Origin of the sequence: Methylobacterium aerolatum, assembly GCF_022179085.1 — a bacterium.
In the GTDB taxonomy this organism is placed as follows: Bacteria; Pseudomonadota; Alphaproteobacteria; order Rhizobiales; family Beijerinckiaceae; genus Methylobacterium; species Methylobacterium aerolatum.
In genome coordinates, this window is sequence record NZ_BPQE01000013.1 from 160,249 (window position 1) to 178,527 (window position 18,279).

Here is an 18,279-nt window from a genome sequence, read left to right on the forward strand (position 1 = left end):
GCCGTGGCCGATCGTCGGGACTGGTCCCTCGCCCCCGCCGCGGAGATCGCGGCGGGCGTCTCCTCCGGGGCCGTGAGCGCCCGCGAGGTCGCCACCGCCGCCCTCGCGCGCATCGAACGGATCGACCCGGCGGTGAACAGCTTCACCGCCGTGCTGGCCGACCGCGCCCTCGCCCGGGCCGAGGCGCTGGATGCCGGGCGCGCCCGCGGCGACGCGCCGGGACCGCTCCAGGGCGTTCCCTTCGCCGTAAAGAACCTGTTCGACGTGGCGGGGATGCCGACGCGGGCCGGGTCCCGGATCAACCGCGACCGCGCGCCCGCCACCCGCGACGCGGCGCTGGTCCGGCGGATGGAGGAGGCCGGCGCGGTCCTCGTCGGCGCCCTCAACATGGGCGAGTTCGCCTACGACTTCACCGGCGAGAACATCCACGACGGCGATACGCACAACCCGCACGACCTCACCCGGATGTCGGGCGGGTCCTCCGGCGGGTCCGGCGGCGCGGTGGCGGCGGGGCTCGTCTCCGTGGCCTTGGCCTCCGACACCAACGGGTCGATCCGGGTGCCCTCGGCCTTCTGCGGCTGCTTCGGGCTGAAGCCCACCTACGGCCGGACCAGCCGGGCCGGGAGCTTTCCCTTCGTGGGGAGCCTCGACCATCTCGGCCCCATGGCCCGGAGCGTCGCCGACCTCGCCCTCGCCTACGACGCGTTGCAGGGGCCGGACCCCGACGACCCCGCCTGCGCCCGCCGCCCGGCGGAGCCGGCGATGCCGGATCTCGACCGCGGCATCGGCGGCCTTCGGATCGCCGTGGCGGGCGGCTATTTCGCCACCGCCGGGGAGCCCGAGGCCTTCGCGGCGGTGGAGCGTGTGGCGGACGCCCTCGGCGCGCCGGGCCGCATCGAGATCCCGGAGGCCGCCCGCGCCCGCGCCGCCGCCTACCTGATCTCCGCCGCAGAGGGCGCGGCCCTGCACCTCGACCGCCTGCGCCACCGCGCCGGGGATTTCGACCCGGCGGTCCGCGACCGCCTGATCGCCGGGGCGATGCTGCCCGCGCCCTTCGTCGAACGGGCGCAGCGCTTCCGCCGCTGGTACCGCGCGGCGGTGCTGGACCTGTTCCGCGACGTCGACGTGATCCTCGCCCCGGCCACCCCCGTCCGGGCGCCGAGGGGCGGGCAGACCACCTTCGTACTCGGCGGCGTCGAGTTGCCCGTGCGGCCGAATATCGGGATCTACACGCAGCCGATCTCCTTCATCGGCCTGCCGGTGGTCGCCGTGCCCGTCTGGCCGGACGACGGCCTGCCGCTGGGCGTGCAGGTGATCGCCGCCCCCTGGCGGGAGGACCTCGCCCTCCGGGTGGCGCGGCACCTCGAACGGGAGGGCGTGGCGCGGGCGCCCGTGGCGAGGCTGTGATGGTGATCGACGATCCCGCCGTGAAGGCCGAGGTGGAGGCGGCCTTCGCCGTCTACGAGAAGGCCCTCGTCACCAACGACGTCCCGGTGCTGGAGGCGCTGTTCCACGACGACCCCCGCACCATCCGCTACGGCGCGGGGGAGAACCTCTACGGCATGGACGCGATCCGCGCCTTCCGCCGGGGTCGCTCGCCCCAGGGCCTCGCCCGGGACCTGCAGCAGACGGTGATCACCACCTACGGTCGTGATTTCGCCGTCGCCATGACCCTGTTCACCCGCGCGGGCGCGCCGGGGAAGGTGGGCCGCCAGAGTCAGACCTGGGTCCGCTTCCCCGAGGGATGGCGGGTGGTCGCCGCCCACGTGAGCATCATTGCCGTCTGACGGCGCACGCCGCCGCGAGGATCACCGCACCATGTCCATGCCCGCCTTCCCGAGCCTGGCCGCGCTCCATGCCGCCTACGCGGACGGCCTGCCGCCCGAGGCCGTGATCGCCGAAACCTACCGGCGGATCGCGGCCCTCGACGATCCCGGCATCTTCCTCGCCCTCGTGCCCGAGACCGAGGCCGTGGCCGCCGCCCGTGCCCTCGGCCCCTTCGATCCGGTTGCGAAGCCCCTCTGGGGGCTGCCCTTCGCGGTGAAGGACAACGTCGACGTGGCGGGGCTGCCGACCACCGCCGCGTGCCCGGATTTCGCCTATCGCCCCGAGGCGACGGCCCCGGCCGTGGCGCGGCTGCTGGCGGCGGGCGCGGTGCTGGTCGGCAAGACCAACCTCGACCAGTTCGCCACCGGCCTCGTCGGCGTTCGGACGCCCTACCCCGCGCCGCGCAACGCCTTCGATCCGGCCATCGTGCCGGGGGGCTCCTCGTCGGGCTCGGCGGTGGCCGTGGCGCACGGCCTCGTCACCTTCGCCCTCGGCACCGACACGGCCGGGTCCGGCCGCGTCCCGGCCGGGCTCAACAACGTGGTGGGCCTGAAGCCGTCGCTGGGCAGCGTCTCCGGCCGGGGCATGGTCCCGGCCTGCCGCACCCTCGACACGCTCTCGGTCTTCGCGGGCACGGTGGCGGATGCCGATGCCGCCTACCGGGTGATGCTCGGCCACGATCCCGAAGACGCCTATTCGCGGCCCCTGCCGGTCGCCCCTCGACCGGCCTTTATCCCGCCGGGACTGCGGATCGGCGTGCCGGAGGCGGCGGACCTCACCTTCGGCGGGGACGTCCTGTCCGAGGCGGCCTTCGCCGCCGCCCTCGCCGACCTGTGGACGGTGGTGCCGGGGAGCCCCGTGCCGGTGGACCTCGCCCCGTTCCAGGCGGTGGCGGCGCTGCTCTATACCGGCCCCTGGGTGGCCGAGCGCTACCAAGCGATTCGTCCCATCGTCGAGACGAGGCCCGGGATCCTGCACCCGACGACGCGGGCAATCGTCGAGTCCGCGACCCGCTTCTCCGCCGCCGACGCCTTCGCCGGGCTCTACCGCCTCGCCGCGTTGCGCCGGGCGACGGAGGCGGCCTGGACACGGATCGACGTCCTCGTCGTGCCGACCTATCCCCGGCCCCGCACCTGCGCCGACCTTGCCGCCGACCCGATCGGCCCGAACAGCGAACTCGGCACCTACACGAATTTCGTGAACCTCCTCGATCTCTGCGCGCTCGCGGTGCCGGGCCGGTTCCGGGGGGACGGCTTCCCCTCCGGCGTGACGCTGATCGCGCCCCGTGGCGCGGACGGCCTGCTGGCCGCCCTCGGGGCGCGGCTGCACGAAGCCGCCGGGACGGGTATCGGGACCAGCGGTGCGCCGGTTCCTCCGGCACGGGAGACGCCCGGCCCCGCGCGGGCCGACGAGGGCGAGATCGAACTCGTGGTGGTGGGCGCGCATCTGTCGGGCCTGCCGCTCAACGGCGAGATCACCGGTCGCGGCGGGCGCTTCCTCCGGGCCGCCCGCACGGCCCCGGATTACCGCCTCCACGCCCTGCCCGGAGGCCCCCCCGCCCGGCCGGGCCTGATCCGCGTCGAAGCGGGCACGGGCACGGCCATCGAGACGGAGGTCTGGGCGCTTCCCGCCGCCGGATTCGGAACCTTCGTCGCCTCGGTGCCCGCGCCGCTCTCCATCGGCACGCTGCGGCTGGCCGACGGCACGACGCCGAAGGGCTTCCTCGTGGAGCCGGAGGGGCTCGCCGGGGCCACGGAGATCAGCGCTTACGGCGGGTGGCGGGGGTATGTGGCCTCGCTGGCGAGATAGCGGACCGCCGGAAGACCCCTCGCCGTCGTCGCGCGCGGATCGAAAGGCGGACGGCCAGACGTCGTCGGCCGCCCGTCCGCCACGGCCGCGGGAGCGCGACCGTTCCCGCGTCAGTGATGCCCCGCCATATGCCGCCCGATCGTCCCGGCTTCGGCGCTCGCGGCGGCGGTCTCGTAGACGAGGCGGCCTTCCGACATCACCACGATCCGGTCGGACAGTTCGAGGATCTCGTCCAGATCCTCGCTGATGAGCAGCACGGCGGCGCCCTCGTTGCGGGCGGTGACAATTCTGGTGCGGATCTCCGCCACTGCCGCGAAATCGAGCCCGAAGCAGGGGTTCACCACGATGAGAAGATCGACCGGATCGGTCAGCTCCCGGGCGAGCACCGCCCGCTGGACGTTGCCGCCGGACAGGGTCGCGATGGGCGCCTCGGAGGAGGCGGTCTTCACCTTGAACCGCTCGATCAGGTCTTTCGCCCGCCGGGTCATGGCCCTCCGGTCGAGCCAGAAGGTCGGCGGGCCGGACGGGTCGTCGCCCCGCCGGTCGAAGGCGCGGAAGGCAAGGTTCTCGGCCACCGACATGCGCGGGGCGCAGGCTTCCCGCAGGGGCTCCTCGGGGATGAAGCGCACTCGCCGCGCCCGGCTCTGGGCGCGGGTGCCCGTATAGGGCTCGTCCGCCACGACGACGCGCCCGCCCGCCGCGCGGATCCGGCCGCCCAGCACGTCGGCGAGTTCCTTCTGGCCGTTGCCGGAGACCCCGGCGATGCCGACGATCTCGCGGGCGCGGACACGCAGGTCGGGGATCGCGATCCGGCGAAGGCCCGAGGCGTCCGTGGCGTCGAGGTCCACGACGCGGAGAATCTCCCGGGCGGGGTCGGGCTCGCCGACGCGGGCAGCGATGGGCCGCACCACCCGCTCGCCGATCATCATCGCCGCCATGTCCGCCCGCGACAGGGCGCCGACCGCCCCGCCGCCGACGAGGCGGCCCCGGCGCAGGACGCTGAGCGTGCGGGCGAAGGTCTCGACCTCCCGGAACTTGTGGCTGATCATCAAGACCGTGAGGTCGCCCCGGTCGGCCATGGCCCGCAGGAGGCCCAGCACCTCCTCCGCCTCGTCGGGCGTCAGCACCGAGGTCGGCTCGTCGAGGATGAGGAAGCGGGCCTTCAGGTAGAGCTGCTTGACGATCTCGAGCTTCTGCTTCTCCCCGGCCGCCAGCTCGGCCACCGGCCTGTCGAGGTTCAGCCGGAACGGCATTCCCTCCATGAAGGCGGCGAGCGCCGCGCGCTCGGCCTTCCAATCGAGGATGGCGGGGGCGTCGGCCCGGCTGATGACGAGGTTCTCGGCCCCCGTCAGGGAGGGCACCAGGGTGAAGTGCTGATAGACCATGCCCAGGCCGCGCCCCTGCGCGCCCTTCGGATTGGTGATCTCGACCTCGCGGCCATCGACCAGCACGCTGCCGGCGGTCGGGGCGTAGAAGCCCATCACGCATTTGACGAAGGTCGACTTGCCGGCGCCGTTCTCGCCGAGCAGCGCGTGGAAGCCGCCCGCCTCGATCTTCATCGACACGTCTTCGAGGGCCGCGAAGGCGCCGAAACGCTTCGTCATGCCGATGGTCTCGACGCCGAGGGCGCGCGGTGTCGGCGTGTCGCTCATGCGGCCTGGCCCATGACGGCGATCAGCGCCTCCGAGGACGCGACGGCGCCGAACACGCCGCCCTGCATGGTCACCATCTTGAGGGCCGCCTCGTGGTTGCCGGGATCGGTGGCGGCGGTGCCGTCCGCGACGATCACGCATTCGAAGCCCCGGTCGTTGGCCTCGCGCATCGTCGTGTGGACGCAGACGTCGGTGGTGATGCCGGTGAGGATCAGGTTGCGGATCCCCCGCTGGGTGAGGATCAGTTCGAGGTCCGTGGCGCAGAAGGAGCCCTTGCCGGGCTTGTCGATGACCGGCTCGCCGGGCAGGGGCGCCAGTTCGGGGATGATCTCCCAGCCCGGCTCGCCCCGGACCAGCACCCGGCCGCAGGGGCCGGGATCGCCGATCCCCGCGCCGATCCGGCGGGAGCGCCAGCGCTTGTTGGCGGGCAGGTCCGCGAGATCGGGCCGGTGGCCCTCGCGGGTGTGGATCACGTGGTAGCCGGACGCCCGCGCCGCGGCGAGGAGGCGGCCGATCGGCCCGATCGGCGCACGGGTCAGGGCGAGGTCGTAGCCCATTGCGTCGACGTAGCCGCCCTTGCCGCAGAAATCCGTCTGCATGTCGATGACGACGAGGGCGGTGTTGCCGGGGCGTAGGTCGCCGTCGAAGGGCCAGGGATAGGGCTCGGCGGCGGCGAAGGTGCCGGCGGGCTCGCTCATTCGGCGGCCTCCCGGCGGGCGGGATCGCCGTAGCGGCGGGTCGGCTCCGGGAAGCCGCAGGAGGTCCCGTCCGTGACCACCACCCCGTCCTCCCAGGGCAGGCGGTAGCGGCCTGCCGCGAGGTCGGCCATGTAGGTGTAGGGGCAATCCTGCGCCCCGCCCTTCACCGCCGTGTAGCCCCGGTGGCCGAACTGGTAGATGTTGTTCTCGACGCCCCAGTGGAGGCGCGCCTCGCGGACCAGATCGGGCCGGACCTCGGCGGTGATGATCTCGTCCACCCGGCCGGTGGTGCCGTGGGCCAGCACCGCCCCGTCGAAGTTGCAGATCATCCCCTCGCCCATCGAGTCGAAGGTGCCGTCCGAGCCGCACAGGCAGACATTGGCCGTGACCATCAGGTTGCAGAAGGCGTTCGACTGGTTGGTGAAGCGCCAGGATTCACGGATCGGCGCGGTGTAGCCCGCCGTGCGGATCATGATCTCGGCGCCCTTGTAGGCGGCCTCGCGCGCCATCTCCGGGAACATGCCGTCGTGGCAGATGATCAGGCCGATCTTCGCGCCCTTCGGACCCTCGATCACCGGGATGCCGAGGTTGCCGGGCTCCCACGGCTCCACCGGCACCCAGGGGTGCATCTTCCGGTAGTAGAGCTTCAGCTCGCCCGTATCGTCGATAATGAGGCCGGAATTGTAGGGCATCCCGCCGGGATTGGCCTCCATGATGGAGAAGCAGCCCCAGATCCGGTGCTCGGCGCAGGCCCGCTTGAAGGCCGCCACCTCAGGCCCGTCGAGGGTGCAGAGGATCTCCGGGCGGATGTCCATGGACAGGCCGTGGAGGGCGTATTCCGGGAAGACCACGAGGTCCATCGTCCCGAGGTTGGCGCGGGCCTTGGCGACCATCGCCACGATCCGCTCCGTCTGTGCCGCGATGTCCGCTCGGGTCTCGATCTTCGGCAGCTGCAGCTGCACGAGGCCGATCACCACGCCGTGGGGCGACTTGTTCAAACCACCGAGGCCGTTCATCGGCAGGGTCTCACTTCGACAGGGACAATTCGCCCGGCGCACCGGCCAGCACCCGGTCGGGCGAGGAGGTGGCGACGAGGAGGGCGAGGGTGAGGACGTAGGGCGCGGCGTAGAACAGGTAGTAGCCCTGCGAGATGCCGACCGATTGCAGGGCCGGGCCGAGCGCCCCGGCCCCGCCGAACAGCAGCGCCGCCCCGAAGCAGGCGAGGGGGTTCCAGCGGGCGAAGATGACGAGGGCCACCGCCATCAGCCCCTGGCCGGAGGAGATCCCCTCGTTCCAGGAGCCCGGATAGTAGAGCGAGAGGTAGGAGCCGCCGATTCCGGCGAGGACACCGCCGAGCGCGGTGGCCACGAGGCGCACGCGATCGACGTCGTAGCCCAGCGCCCGGGCCGCGTCGGCGCTGTCGCCCACGACGCGCAGGACCAGCCCGGCCTTGGTGTTGCGGAAGCCCCACCACAGGGCGACGGACAGGGCGGCGCCCACGAGGAACAGCACGTTCACCCGCAGCGCCGCCTGCACCTGCGGCAGGTCCGACCACGCCCCGAAGGGGATGGCCGGCAGGGGCGGCGCGGGCGGCTGGATGAACGGCTTGCCGAAGAAGAAGGCGAGCCCCGTGCCGAACAGCATGAGCGCGATGCCGATGGCGACGTCGTTCACCCGGGGAAACTTGCAGATGTAGCCGTGCAGCAGGCCGAAGGCCCCGCCCGCGAGACCCGCCACCGCCACGCCCGCCCAGGGGGAGGCGGTCAGCACGGCGGTGGCGTAGGCCGACATCGCCCCGAAGACCAGGGTGCCCTCCAGCCCGAGGTTGATCCGCCCCGAGCGCTCGGTGATCGTCTCCCCGAGGCTCACGAACAGGAACGGCGTCGAGACGCGGATCGCCCCGCCGAGGATCGCCAGCGGGACGCTCCAGAGGCCGAGATCGTCGCTCATGCCGCGCCCCCTGCCGCCGCCGCCTCGCGCTTCTCGGTCCAGAGATGCGGGTTGAAGGGCTTGAACCGGCCGTAGAGGGTCTCGCTGAGGAGCACGACGAGGAAGAGCAACCCCTCCAGCACCAGCACCGTCGCGTCAGGCAATTGCATCCGCCGCTGGATCAGCCCGCTCGACGCCTCGATGCCGCCGAGCAGGAAGGCCACCGGCATGATCGCGAGGGGGTTCTGCCGGGCCAGGAAGGCGACGAGGATGCCGGTGTAGCCGTAGCCCGCCGCCAGGGTGCCGTTGGCGTTGCCCTGCACCGCCGCGACCTCGAAATAGCCCGCCAGCGCGGCGAAGGCGCCGCCCAGCGCCGTAAAGCCGACGATCAGCCGCCCGACGGGCAATCCCTGGATCTGCGCGGCCTTGACGTTGCCGCCCGCGATCCGCGCCGCGAAGCCAAGGGTCGTCCGGTCCATCAGCAGGTAGGCGATCACGCAGGCGAGGACCCCGCAGCCGAGCCCCCAATGCACGCCGATCACCGGCATCGGCCCGAGCATGAACGCGTCGCCCACGGGCAGGGTCGAGGGCTTGTTGAGGCTCGCCGGGTCCCGCAGCGCCCCCTCGATCAGGTGGTTGGCCAGGGCGATGGCGATGGAGGACATCAGCAGACTCGCGATCGTGGCGTTGACGTTGCGGTAGGCCTGGAGCCATCCCACGGCGCCGATCCACACCGCGCCCGCCAGCGCCGCCGCCCCGGCCATCAGCGGGATGGCGAGGGGGGCGGGCCATCCGGCGAGCGGCGGGGCGATGGCCGCGGCGGCGAGGCCGCCGAGCACGATGGCGCCCTCCCCACCGATCACCACGAGGCCGAGCCGGGCCGGCAGCGCGACGCAGAGCGCGGCGAAGAGCAGGGGAGCCGCCCGCTGCAGGCTGTTGCCCAGCGCGAAGGGCGATCCGAATCCTCCCCGCCAGACGATGTCGATGAGTTGCAGCGGCGACTTGCCGAGCGCGATCAGGAAGAGGCCGAACAGCAGGAAGCCGACGAGGGCGGCCCCCACCGGGATCGCCAGGGCCTCCAGGCGGCGGGCCAGCCACGCGCGGAGGGGGAGCGAGGTCAGGGCGCGCGGCCTATCGGCTGCGAGCTTGGAGGGGGCGGCATCCGCAACCACGTCCTGGGAATCCTCCGCGTTCGATCTCGAAGGCGGCGCCGCAGAAACCGTGCCAGCCGGTCCCGCGAGCGACCATCGTCCTCGCGTGCGGAGCGAAGCGACACGGGGGGGCGCCATGGCCGGAGGCATCCCGCGCCCCTGGGTCGCCTCCCCGCGCCCGCGATGGCGGGGCGAGCGTGACGCGGGCAGGTCAGACCGAGCCCTTCACGCCCTCGACGAGGTAGTTGGTGCTCTCCAGTTCGGGGGCCTTCTCGGGATAGGCCTTGCCGGCGGGCATCACCTCCTTGCCCGCATTGTCCTTGAGCGGCCCCTTGATGATCTCGTAGCCGCCCTTCAGCATCTCGGCCTTCACCGCGTCGGCGTTCCGGCGGGCGCCGTCCGACACGCCCGGTCCGTAGGGGCTCATCTTCACGTAGCCGTCGGCCAGCCCGCCGCGCACGAAATGCTCGGGCACCTTGCCCGCCTGCATCGCCGCGATGGCGTCCTTGTAGATCGGCAGCCAGTTCCACTCGGCACCGGTGAGGTACTTCTGCGGCGCCAGCGGCGACTGATCGACATGGTAGCCGCAGACGAAGGCGCCCCGGCGGGCGGCGGTCTCCACCACGACCTTGGGACTGTCGACGTGGCAGGTGATGACGTCGGCCCCGCCATCGACCAGCGCGTTGGTGGCTTCGGCCTCCTTCACCGCCAGCGACCACTCGCCCGTGAAGATCACCTGGCAGGTGATGGAGGGATCGACGCTGCGCGCGCCGAGCAGGAAGGCGTTGACGTTGTTCAGGACCTGGGGGATCGGCTTGGCCGCGACGAAGCCGATCTTCTTCGACTTGCTGGCGTGCGCGGCGACGATGCCGTTCAGATATTGTCCCTGCGCGATGTAACCGAAATAGGAGCCGGCATTCGGCGGATCCTTCTCGGTCCAAAGGCCGCCGCAATGGCGGAACTGGATCTTCGGATTCTTGCGCGCCTCGTTGAGGAGGTAGGGGCTGTAATAGCCGAAGGAGGTGGGGAACAGCAGCGTCGCCCCGTCGAGGTTGATCATGCTCTCCATGGTCTTCTCGACGGCGTTGGTCTCGGGGACGCGCTCCTCCTCCGTGATCTCGATGCCGCCCATGCCCTTCAGGGCCTTGGCGGCCTGGGCATGGGCTTGGTTGTAGCCGTAATCGTCCTTGGGCCCGACATAGATGAAGCCGACGGTGAGGGGCGTCGCGGCCCGTGCGCGGCCGCCCGTGGCGGCGGCGAGGCCGAGGGCCGCGCCCGCTCCGAGCATCGTTCTGCGCGTCAGGGGAAGATGTGCCACGCCCTTCTCACCCTCGTTCGGCCCGCGCGACGGCATCGGGCAGGGCCGAATACTAAGGTGGCGGCCAGGGGCGCGCGAAGCCGATATTCGCGTCACTCCGGCGGCGGCTCGGCCGATGGAGGGCCCGTCCGGCCGCCCACATCGCGGGCGGCCCTTGGTCAAAAGCGCGGCAGCAGGAGCGGGGCCTCACGCCCGCGCCGGGGCGGGGGCGACTCGCCCGTCAGCGTGTACGGACGATCCGGCCGCCATGCCCGTGCGGGATCGAGCCCGTCGCATCGACGGCGTCGTCGCGGATCACGACGTAACCGTCGACGTTGCGCGAATCGATGAGGTTCGGCACGGCCGCGCGGCCCTGGACGCCGCCCGGGGCGGTGACGGCGGGAATGCCGGCGGGGGCGGTGAAGCTCTGCGCGAAGGCGCCGGTGGTGAGGGAGAGGCCGACGAGGGCGCCGGCGAGGAGACGAGCAGTCATGGCGGACATCCGGAAGTTCGATGCGTCGCGCCGGTTCTCCGGCGGCGGCTATGGACCTTCAAATGTGCAACGATGCCTGCGGATCCAACAGCGAATGCTCTAAGAGTGTGCGTTGACGCACGGCGAAAGGCCCCGCGCGGATCGGTCCGTCCCCGCGGATTGGCATATTTCTATCGACAGCACAGGGCTTTAACGGCCTCGCGCGCCGGCACGGCCGGGCGGCGTGCGTTCTGGCACGGACCTTTCCCAGCCGCCTCGCCCGTCAATGGGCCTGCGCCGCCTCAGCCTGCCGGATCGCCGCGCGGCGGGCCGCCTCCGCCGTGCCGAGCCCGTTGAAGAACAGGTTCAGGACCACCGCGGAGAGGGAGCAGAGCAGGATCCCCGATTCCAGCAGAGGATGGAGGGCGTGGGGCATCTGCTTGAAGAAGTTCGGCGCGACGAGGGGGATCATCCCGAAGCCGACCGAGACCGCCACCACGAACAGGTTGTTGCGGTTGCCGGCGAAGTCGACCCCCCCGAGGATGCGGACGCCCGTGGCCCCCACCATCCCGAACATCACGAGGCCCGCCCCGCCGAGGACGCAGGGCGGAACCGCCTCCACCAGGGCGGCGAGCTTTGGCACGAGGCCGAGGCCGAGCATGATGAACCCGCCGACCACGGCGACGATGCGCGTGCGCACTCCCGTCACGCCGACGAGGCCGACGTTCTGCGAGAAGGACGTGTAGGGGAAGGTGTTGAACACCCCGCCGATCACCGTGCCGAGCCCGTCCGCGCGCAGGCCGCGGATCAGGCGGGCCTCGTCGAGGGGCTCGGCGCAGATGTCGCTCAGTGCCAGGAACATGCCGGTGGATTCCACCAGCACCACGATCATCACGATGCACAGGGTGAGGATCGCGATCCCGTCGAAGGTCGGCAGCCCGAAGGCGAAGGGGCGCACCACGTCGAACCACGGGGCTGTGGCCACGTGCCCGAGATCGACGAGGCCGCACAGTCCCGCCACCACCGTCCCGAGGACGATGCCGACCAGCACCGAGGCCGAGTTGAGGAAGCCCGTGCCGAAGCGGGTGATCGCCAGGATCGCGCAGAGCACGAAGGCGGCGAGGGCGAGGTTGAGCGGCGCGCCGTAAGTGGGGCTCCCGACGCCGCCCGCCGCCCAGTTCACGCCGACGCGCATCAGCGAGATGCCGATGACGAGGATGATGGTGCCGGTGACAACCGGCGGGAACAGGGGCAGGAGCCGGCCGATCAGCGGCGCGGCGAGAACCGCGAACAGGCCCGCCGCGATCACGGCGCCGTAGATGCCCGTCAGCCCGATGCCGGGGCTCAGGCCCAGGGCGACCATGGGCGTCACGGCCGCGAAGGTCACGCCCATCATCACCGGCAGGCGGATGCCGATGCCGGGCAGGCCCCAGCTCTGGACCAGGGTGGCGAGGCCGCCCGCGAAAAGGTCGGCGCTCACCAGCATGGCGACCTGCTCCGGCGGAAGCTTGAGGGCGCGCCCGACGATGAGCGGCACCGCCACGGCGCCCGCATACATCACCAGGACGTGCTGAAGGCCGAGGAGCCCGAGGGCGAGGGGTTTGCCCTTCACGGCATCCGCGCTCCCCTCGGCGGGGGCGGGCGGCGCGTCCGTCACGGACAGCGGGACCGGTTCGGGCCGGGCGGCACTCGACATGGCGGAAACGTCCCTCCGGCCCGCCCGGCGGAGGAACCGGCGCGACGATCCCGACTGGGCAATCCATGTGCCACAGGGCGGCTTGGCCCGCCGCCTGCTAGAGCGTTTTCGGGGCTGTCTGGATCACGCCCGCTCGCAGGGACGAGGGACCGGAGTGATCCGAGTTCGACCGAAACTGCCTTGGGCAGGCACGAGGTGAGGACGGGGCGGCCCGTCCCGCCGTCGAGGAGAGCGCGGATGGCGATGGGACGAGGGAGTTCGGTGATCATGCTGGCCGGGGTGGCCTGGCTGGCCCTCGGCGGCGTCATCGACGGGCACGGCACCGCCGGGCCGACGCCGGCGGCGGCCCAGGGCAGCCTCACGCCCCCGGCGGGCCAGCCGCGCGCGACCGCACCCGGCGGGCTGAGAGGGCGCGCCGCCCGCCGCCCTCACCGGCAAGGGCACCGGCACGGGGCGCACCGCCGACACCACTGAAGCGTTTTTCAAGATTGCTGGATCGCCTGCGCTCCGCCGTCCTCGCGAGCGGAGCGGCGCAAGGACGAGAGGGCGCGGTGGTCCGGGTTCGACCGAAACCGCTTCGAGGCGTCGTCCTGCGCAGAGGGCGACGGCCGGCGTGGAACTTGTCGCCGCCTGTGCCATTCGCTCCCATCACCGACTTGACGGAGCTGCACCGACGATGCGCACCCGATCGACCCTGATCATCGCCCTGGCGGGGGTTCTGGCCACCACCCTCGGCGCGGCGGCCCAATCCGTGGGAGCACCGGCCGGCCGCGATCCGGCGACGGCGCCCGGCGGCACGGAGGGCATTGCCGGGCCGCGCAACACCTCGGAGGCGATCCGGTCCGGCGACGCGATCGCGGTCCCGCCGCCCGCCACCGCGGCGCCGCGCTCCGACGGGATCCCGGCCGGGGAGCAGGGTAACGCGCCCGCCGTCGCACCGCGGGCGCCCGCCCCCCGCTGAGAGGTCGCCCCTACTGGGGCAGCTTGTCGTCGATCCCCTTCACGTACCAGTTCATGCCGAGGATCATCGGGTCGGGGGCGGTCTCGCCCGCCTTCACCGCGAGGGTCCCGTCCTGCTTGGTCACCGGCCCGGCGAAGGGCTGGACCTTGCCCGAGGCGATGTCCTTCACCGTCGCCTCGGCCATGGCCTTCACGTCGTCGGGCATGTTGGTGAAGGGGGCCAGGACGACCATGCCGTCCTTGATGCCGCCCCAGGTGTCGTGGCTCGTCCACGAGCCGTCGAGGACGGCCTTGGTCTCGGCGATGACGTAGCCGTTCCAATCGTCGACGATGGAGGTGAGCTGCGCCTTGGGCGCGAAGCGGTACTGGTCCGAGGACTGGCCGAAGGCGAACTTGCCCTGCTTTTCGGCCTCCTGGAGGGGTGCGGCGGAATCCGTGTGCTGCGCCAGGATGTCGGCGCCCTGGGCGAGGAGCGCCTTGGCGGCCTCCGCCTCCTTGCCCGGGTCGAACCACGTGTTCACCCAGACGATCTTCACCTTCAGGTTCGGGTTCACCGATTGCGCGCCGAGCATGAAGGCGTTGATGCCGCTCACCACCTCGGGGATCGGGAAGGAGGCGATGTAGCCCACCGTGCCCGTCTTCGAGAGTTTGGCGGCGATCTTCCCGCAGACGTAGCGGCCCTCGTAGAACCGGGCCGAGTAGGTCGAGACGTTGGGCGCGCGCTTGTAGCCGGTGGCGTGCTCGAACTTCACCTTCGGGAATTTCTTGGCGACCTTCAGGGTCGGCTCCATGAAGCCGAAGGAGGTGGTGAAGATCAGGCCCATGCCTGAGCGGGCGAGCTTCTCGATGGCGCGCTCGCTGTCGGCCTCGGGCACGTTCTCGAGGTAGGTGGTCTCCACCTTGTCCGGCATCGCCGCCGCCAGCGCCTTGCGGCTCAGGTCGTGCTGGAAGGAATAGCCGTAATCGGCCACCGGGCCGACATAGACGAAGCCGACCTTGAGCTTGTCCTCGGCCCGCACGGGCGAGACGAGGAGCAGCACCGCGCCGAGGCAGGAGGCGAGGCTGGCGCCGAGGGAGGTCCGCTTCATCCGGGATGTCCTCATCAGAATGGGCACCGGCTACCGGTGCGGGGTGAAATCGCGCCCCAGCGCGGCGGGGGCCAACGACCCGCCCTGCCGCCGGGCGAGGGAGAGCAGGATCAGGGCCAGGATCGTCGCGAGGTAGGGGACCGCCGAGAGCACTTGCCCCGGCAGGCCGATGCCGAGGGCCTGGGCGTGGAGTTGCAGCACCGTCGCCCCCCCGAAGAGGACCGCGCCCGCGACCACCCGCCCCGGCCGCCACGAGGCGAAGACGACGAGGGCCAGGGCGATCCAGCCGCGCCCGGCGGTCATGGCCGGCGCCCAGAACGGCGTGTAGGCGAGAGAGAGGTAGGCGCCCGCGAGCCCCGCGCACGCGCCGCCGAACAGCACCGCCAGGAACCGCGCCGCGCGCACGGGCAGGCCCAGCGAGTGGGTCGCGGCGGGGTCGTCGCCGATGGCCCGGAGGACCAGCCCCGTCCGCGTCCGCCACAGGAACCACGAGACTCCCATCGCGAGGGCGAGCCCGGCATAGACGAACCCGTCCTGCCCGAAGACGAGGGGGCCGACCACCGGCAGGTCGGTGAGGCCGGGGATGGCGAGGTGCGGCGCGGGATCCCGCTTGAGCCCGACATAGCGCGCCCCGGCGAGCCCCGAGAGGCCGAGGCCGAGGATGGTGAGGGCGAGCCCCGAGGCCACTTGGTTCGCCGCGAGCCCCACCGTCAGCAGCCCGAAGGCGGCGGCGAGGGCGACGCCCGCGCCGATCCCCGCCAGGGCGCCGACGAGGGTCGAGCCGCTCTCCACCGCCGCCGCGAAGCCGACGGCCGCCCCGCAGACCATCATCCCCTCGACGCCGAGGTTGAGGACGCCCGCCCGCTCGGCGACGAGTTCGCCGAGGCCGGCGATGATCAGGGGCGTCGCGGCGGCCAGCACCGTGGCCGCCACCATCGCGATCACATCGGGGCTCATCGCGCCGTCCCCGCCACGAGGCGGAGCCTGAAGCGCGTCAGCACGTCGGCCCCGAGGACGAGGCCGAGCAGCAGCCCCTGGAAGGCGCGGGTGAGGTCGAGGGGCAGCCGCAGGTCGATCTGCGCCGCCTCCCCGCCGATGGTGGTGACCGCGATGACGAAGGCCGCGACGAGGATGCCCACCGGCGAGAGCCGCCCGAGGAAGGCGACGATGATGGCGGTGAAGCCGTAGCCCGGCGAGATCGAGGGCTGGAGCTGCCCGATCCTCCCCGCGACCTCGACGATCCCGGCGAGCCCCGCCGCGCCCCCCGAGATCGCGAAGGCCAGGAGCGTCAGCCGCTCCGCGCTGAAACCGGCGAAGCGGGCCGCGCGGGGGCTCGCCCCCACGAGCCGCATCTCGAACCCGAACAGGCTGCGCCCGAGCACGACGGCCCCCAAGCCGACCGCCGCGAGGGCGACGAGCACGCCCGCGTGGAGCGCGTCCCCCTCCATGAGGGCGGGCAGGCGGGCGGCCTCGTCGAAGGCGACACTCTGCGGGAAGTTGTACCCCGCCGGATCGCGCAGGGGCCCGCGGGCCATGTAGTCGAGGAGGAGCTCCGCCACGTAGACGAGCATCAGGCTCGTCAGGATCTCCGAGACGCCAAGCCGGACGCGCAGCAGCGCCGGGATCATCGCGTAGGCGATCCCCGCCAGGGTGCCCGCCGCCAGCATGGCGGGCAGGATCCAGAGGGTGAAGCCGGTGCTGCCATGGGTGGCGATGGCGACCATCCCCCCCGCGAGGCCGCCGACCACGAACTGGCCCTCGGCCCCGATGTTCCACAGGTTCGCCCGGTAGCAGAAGGCGAGGCCCGTCGCGATCAGGGCGAGCGGCGCCGCCTTCACGGCGACCTCCTGCAGCGACCACAGTTCGGAGAGCGGCGCGACGAAGTAGACGACGAAGGCCGCCGCGGGCGAGACACCGAGAAGCGAGACCGCCACCCCCCCGACGAGGACCGCCGCGAGGAAGGCGAGGGCGGGCGCCAGGGCCTCGGCCAGGGGCGAGCGGTGCGGGCGCGGCACGAGGTCAAGGCGCATGGGTCGGCTCCCGCGCGGCCTTGTCGGCCGTCTCCCGATCGGCCCCCGGCGGGGCCGCGTCGTCTCCGGCGCCGCCCATGAGCAGGCCCACGGCCCCGCGGGATGTCCGGGCCCGCGCCACCGGCGCCGACAGCCGTCCCGCGTGGAGGACGGCGACAGAATGGGCGATCTCGAACAGTTCGTCGAGATCCTGGCTGATCACCACGACGGCGCTGCCGCCCGCCGCGAGATCGACCAGGGCCTGCCGGATCCGGGCCGCCGCCGCCGCATCGACCCCCCAGGTGGGCTGATCCACCACGAGGAGGCCGGGGCCGGCCAGGATCTCCCGGCCGACCACGAATTTCTGGAGGTTGCCGCCCGAGAGGGTGCCGGCGGCCGGGTCGGGGCCGGCCTTGCGCACGTCGAAGGTCTCGCTCACCCGGGCCGCCAGGGCCTGGGCGGCGCCCCGGCGCAGGAACCCGAGGCGGGTCAGCGGCGCCGTCGCATGACGGGAGAGCACGACGTTCTCGGACAGGCTCAGGCCGGGGGCCGCCGCGTGGCCGTTGCGCTCCTCCGGCACGAAGGCGGCGCCGAGGCGGCGGCGGGCGTTGATGCCGAGATGGCCGGCGGGCCGACCGTCGATGCGCACGGCCTCGGGCCGCCCGGCCGATACCTCGCCGGACAGGGCGGCGAAGAGCTCCGCCTGCCCGTTCCCGGCGATCCCGGCGATGCCGAGGATCTCGCCCCCGCGCACCCCGAACGCGATGTCCCGCAGGGCGGTGGCGTGCAGGCCGGGAGCGGGAAGGCTCAGGGCATCGACGCGCAGGCGCTCGGCGCCGCCGGCCGTCTCCGGGCGCGAGGCAACCTCTCGGATCTCGGCGCCCACCATCATCGCGGCGAGGGAGGCGGCGCTCTCCCGCCGGGGGTCGCAGGCGCCGACGACCTTGCCCGCCCGCAGGATGGTCGCCCGGGCGCAGAGGCGGCGGACCTCGTCGAGGCGGTGCGAGATGTAGAGGAGCGCCCTCCCCTCGTCCCGCAGGCGCTCCAGCACGGCGAACAGCCGGTCGGCCTCGCCCGGCGTCAGTACCGAGGTCGGCTCGTCGAGGATCACGAGTTTCGGGTCTTGGAGCAGGCAGCGCACGATCTCGATGCGCTGGCGCTCCCCGGCGGAGAGGGACCAGACCGGCCGGTCCGGGTCGAGGTGCAGGCCGTAGGTCTCGGCCAGCGCCGCGATGCGCCGGGCCAGGCCGGCCCGGCTCAGGCCCCGCTCCATCACCAGGGCGATGTTCTCGGCCACGGTGAGGTTTTCGCAGAGCGAGAAATGCTGGAACACCATGCCGATGCCCAGCCGCCGGGCGGCCTCCGGGTTGGCGAGCCGCACCACTTCGCCCCGGTGGGTGACGACCCCCTCGGTGGGCTCCAGCAAGCCGTAGAGGATCTTCATCAGCGTTGACTTGCCCGCGCCGTTCTCACCGAGGAGGGCGTGGATCTCGCCGCCGCGGATCTCGAGATCGACGTGGTCGTTGGCGGTGAAGGCGCCGAAGCGCTTCACGATGCCGTAGGCGCCGAACAGGGGACGCGGATCGTCCGCCACGCTCGGCGCGCCGGGATCGGGCCGTTCCGCGACGCCGGGCTCCACCGGTCAGAACACGTGGAAGGCGAAGCCGGCGAGAAAGCTCTTTTCCTCGGTG

17 protein-coding genes are annotated in these 18,279 nt (G+C 72.5%); 5 read left to right on the forward strand and 12 right to left on the reverse strand.

Annotated elements, in window-relative coordinates; genetic code table 11:
• The first annotated feature begins 3 nt into the window (after window positions 1-3).
• Genes MFF06_RS10285 through atzF form a run of 3 tightly spaced genes read left to right on the forward strand, consistent with a single transcriptional unit; the run spans window position 4 to window position 3,636 of the window.
• Window positions 4-1,407 carry an AtzE family amidohydrolase gene (locus MFF06_RS10285; RefSeq protein ID WP_238203495.1) on the forward strand — a complete coding sequence of 468 codons (1,404 nt, stop codon included), beginning with the start codon at window positions 4-6 and terminating at the stop codon, window positions 1,405-1,407.
• On the forward strand, window positions 1,407-1,787 hold the full coding sequence (hpxZ, locus tag MFF06_RS10290; RefSeq protein ID WP_238203496.1) for an oxalurate catabolism protein HpxZ: 381 nt from the start codon (window positions 1,407-1,409) through the stop codon (window positions 1,785-1,787). The genes MFF06_RS10285 and hpxZ overlap by 1 nt, the downstream gene beginning before the upstream one ends.
• A gap of 31 nt (window positions 1,788-1,818) precedes the next feature.
• The gene (atzF, locus tag MFF06_RS10295; protein ID WP_238203497.1) at window positions 1,819-3,636 is read left to right on the forward strand and encodes an allophanate hydrolase; all 1,818 of its coding nucleotides are present in this window, start codon (window positions 1,819-1,821) and stop codon (window positions 3,634-3,636) included.
• Between the two features lie 110 nt (window positions 3,637-3,746).
• Here the strand turns inward: atzF and MFF06_RS10300 are convergent, their stop codons facing one another.
• The 8 genes from MFF06_RS10300 to MFF06_RS10335 all read right to left on the reverse strand — a co-directional run bounded on the left by MFF06_RS10300 (window position 3,747) and on the right by MFF06_RS10335 (window position 12,531).
• Window positions 3,747-5,288, reverse strand: a complete 1,542-nt coding sequence (locus tag MFF06_RS10300) for an ABC transporter ATP-binding protein (protein ID WP_238203498.1) — start codon at window positions 5,286-5,288, stop codon at window positions 3,747-3,749.
• Complete coding sequence (gene biuH, locus MFF06_RS10305; protein ID WP_238203500.1) at window positions 5,285-5,986, reverse strand: biuret amidohydrolase; 702 nt, start codon at window positions 5,984-5,986, stop codon at window positions 5,285-5,287. Before biuH ends, MFF06_RS10300 begins: the two co-directional genes overlap by 4 nt.
• Window positions 5,983-7,002 (reverse strand): formamidase, encoded by a 1,020-nt coding sequence (locus tag MFF06_RS10310; RefSeq protein ID WP_238203502.1) that lies wholly within the window; start codon window positions 7,000-7,002, stop codon window positions 5,983-5,985. The genes biuH and MFF06_RS10310 overlap by 4 nt, the downstream gene beginning before the upstream one ends.
• Before the next feature lie 10 nt (window positions 7,003-7,012).
• Window positions 7,013-7,936, reverse strand: a complete 924-nt coding sequence (locus MFF06_RS10315) for an ABC transporter permease (RefSeq protein WP_238203504.1) — start codon at window positions 7,934-7,936, stop codon at window positions 7,013-7,015.
• Entirely contained in the window at window positions 7,933-9,087 is a 1,155-nt protein-coding gene (locus MFF06_RS10320) for an ABC transporter permease (RefSeq protein ID WP_370876511.1), read from the reverse strand. Before MFF06_RS10320 ends, MFF06_RS10315 begins: the two co-directional genes overlap by 4 nt.
• A gap of 190 nt (window positions 9,088-9,277) precedes the next feature.
• Entirely contained in the window at window positions 9,278-10,354 is a 1,077-nt protein-coding gene (locus MFF06_RS10325) for a BMP family ABC transporter substrate-binding protein (protein ID WP_238203521.1), read from the reverse strand.
• Between the two features lie 250 nt (window positions 10,355-10,604).
• Window positions 10,605-10,856 carry a hypothetical protein gene (locus tag MFF06_RS10330; protein ID WP_238203506.1) on the reverse strand — a complete coding sequence of 84 codons (252 nt, stop codon included), beginning with the start codon at window positions 10,854-10,856 and terminating at the stop codon, window positions 10,605-10,607.
• 262 nt (window positions 10,857-11,118) lie between these two features.
• A complete protein-coding gene (locus tag MFF06_RS10335; RefSeq protein WP_238203508.1) occupies window positions 11,119-12,531 on the reverse strand; it encodes a nucleobase:cation symporter-2 family protein in 1,413 nt (470 codons plus the stop codon).
• Window positions 12,532-12,768: 237 nt separating this feature from the next.
• Here MFF06_RS10335 and MFF06_RS10340 point away from each other — a divergent pair, with 237 nt between their 5' ends.
• Together MFF06_RS10340 and MFF06_RS10345 are read left to right on the forward strand one after the other, a co-directional pair.
• On the forward strand, window positions 12,769-13,005 hold the full coding sequence (locus MFF06_RS10340) for a hypothetical protein (RefSeq protein WP_238203510.1): 237 nt from the start codon (window positions 12,769-12,771) through the stop codon (window positions 13,003-13,005).
• Between the two features lie 202 nt (window positions 13,006-13,207).
• The gene (locus MFF06_RS10345; protein WP_238203511.1) at window positions 13,208-13,492 is read left to right on the forward strand and encodes a hypothetical protein; all 285 of its coding nucleotides are present in this window, start codon (window positions 13,208-13,210) and stop codon (window positions 13,490-13,492) included.
• A 10-nt stretch (window positions 13,493-13,502) separates the two neighbouring features.
• On the opposite strand, the gene MFF06_RS10350 is transcribed toward MFF06_RS10345, so the two are convergent.
• Genes MFF06_RS10350 through MFF06_RS10365 form a run of 4 tightly spaced genes read right to left on the reverse strand, consistent with a single transcriptional unit; the run spans window position 13,503 to window position 18,227 of the window.
• Window positions 13,503-14,579, reverse strand: a complete 1,077-nt coding sequence (locus tag MFF06_RS10350) for a BMP family ABC transporter substrate-binding protein (protein ID WP_238203512.1) — start codon at window positions 14,577-14,579, stop codon at window positions 13,503-13,505.
• Between the two features lie 30 nt (window positions 14,580-14,609).
• Complete coding sequence (locus MFF06_RS10355; RefSeq protein ID WP_238203513.1) at window positions 14,610-15,536, reverse strand: ABC transporter permease; 927 nt, start codon at window positions 15,534-15,536, stop codon at window positions 14,610-14,612.
• Window positions 15,533-16,609, reverse strand: coding sequence for an ABC transporter permease (locus MFF06_RS10360; protein WP_238203514.1), 1,077 nt, complete (start codon window positions 16,607-16,609; stop codon window positions 15,533-15,535). The genes MFF06_RS10355 and MFF06_RS10360 overlap by 4 nt, the downstream gene beginning before the upstream one ends.
• A complete protein-coding gene (locus MFF06_RS10365) occupies window positions 16,599-18,227 on the reverse strand; it encodes an ABC transporter ATP-binding protein (protein WP_370876513.1) in 1,629 nt (542 codons plus the stop codon). Before MFF06_RS10365 ends, MFF06_RS10360 begins: the two co-directional genes overlap by 11 nt.
• Between the last annotated feature and the right edge of the window lie 52 nt (window positions 18,228-18,279).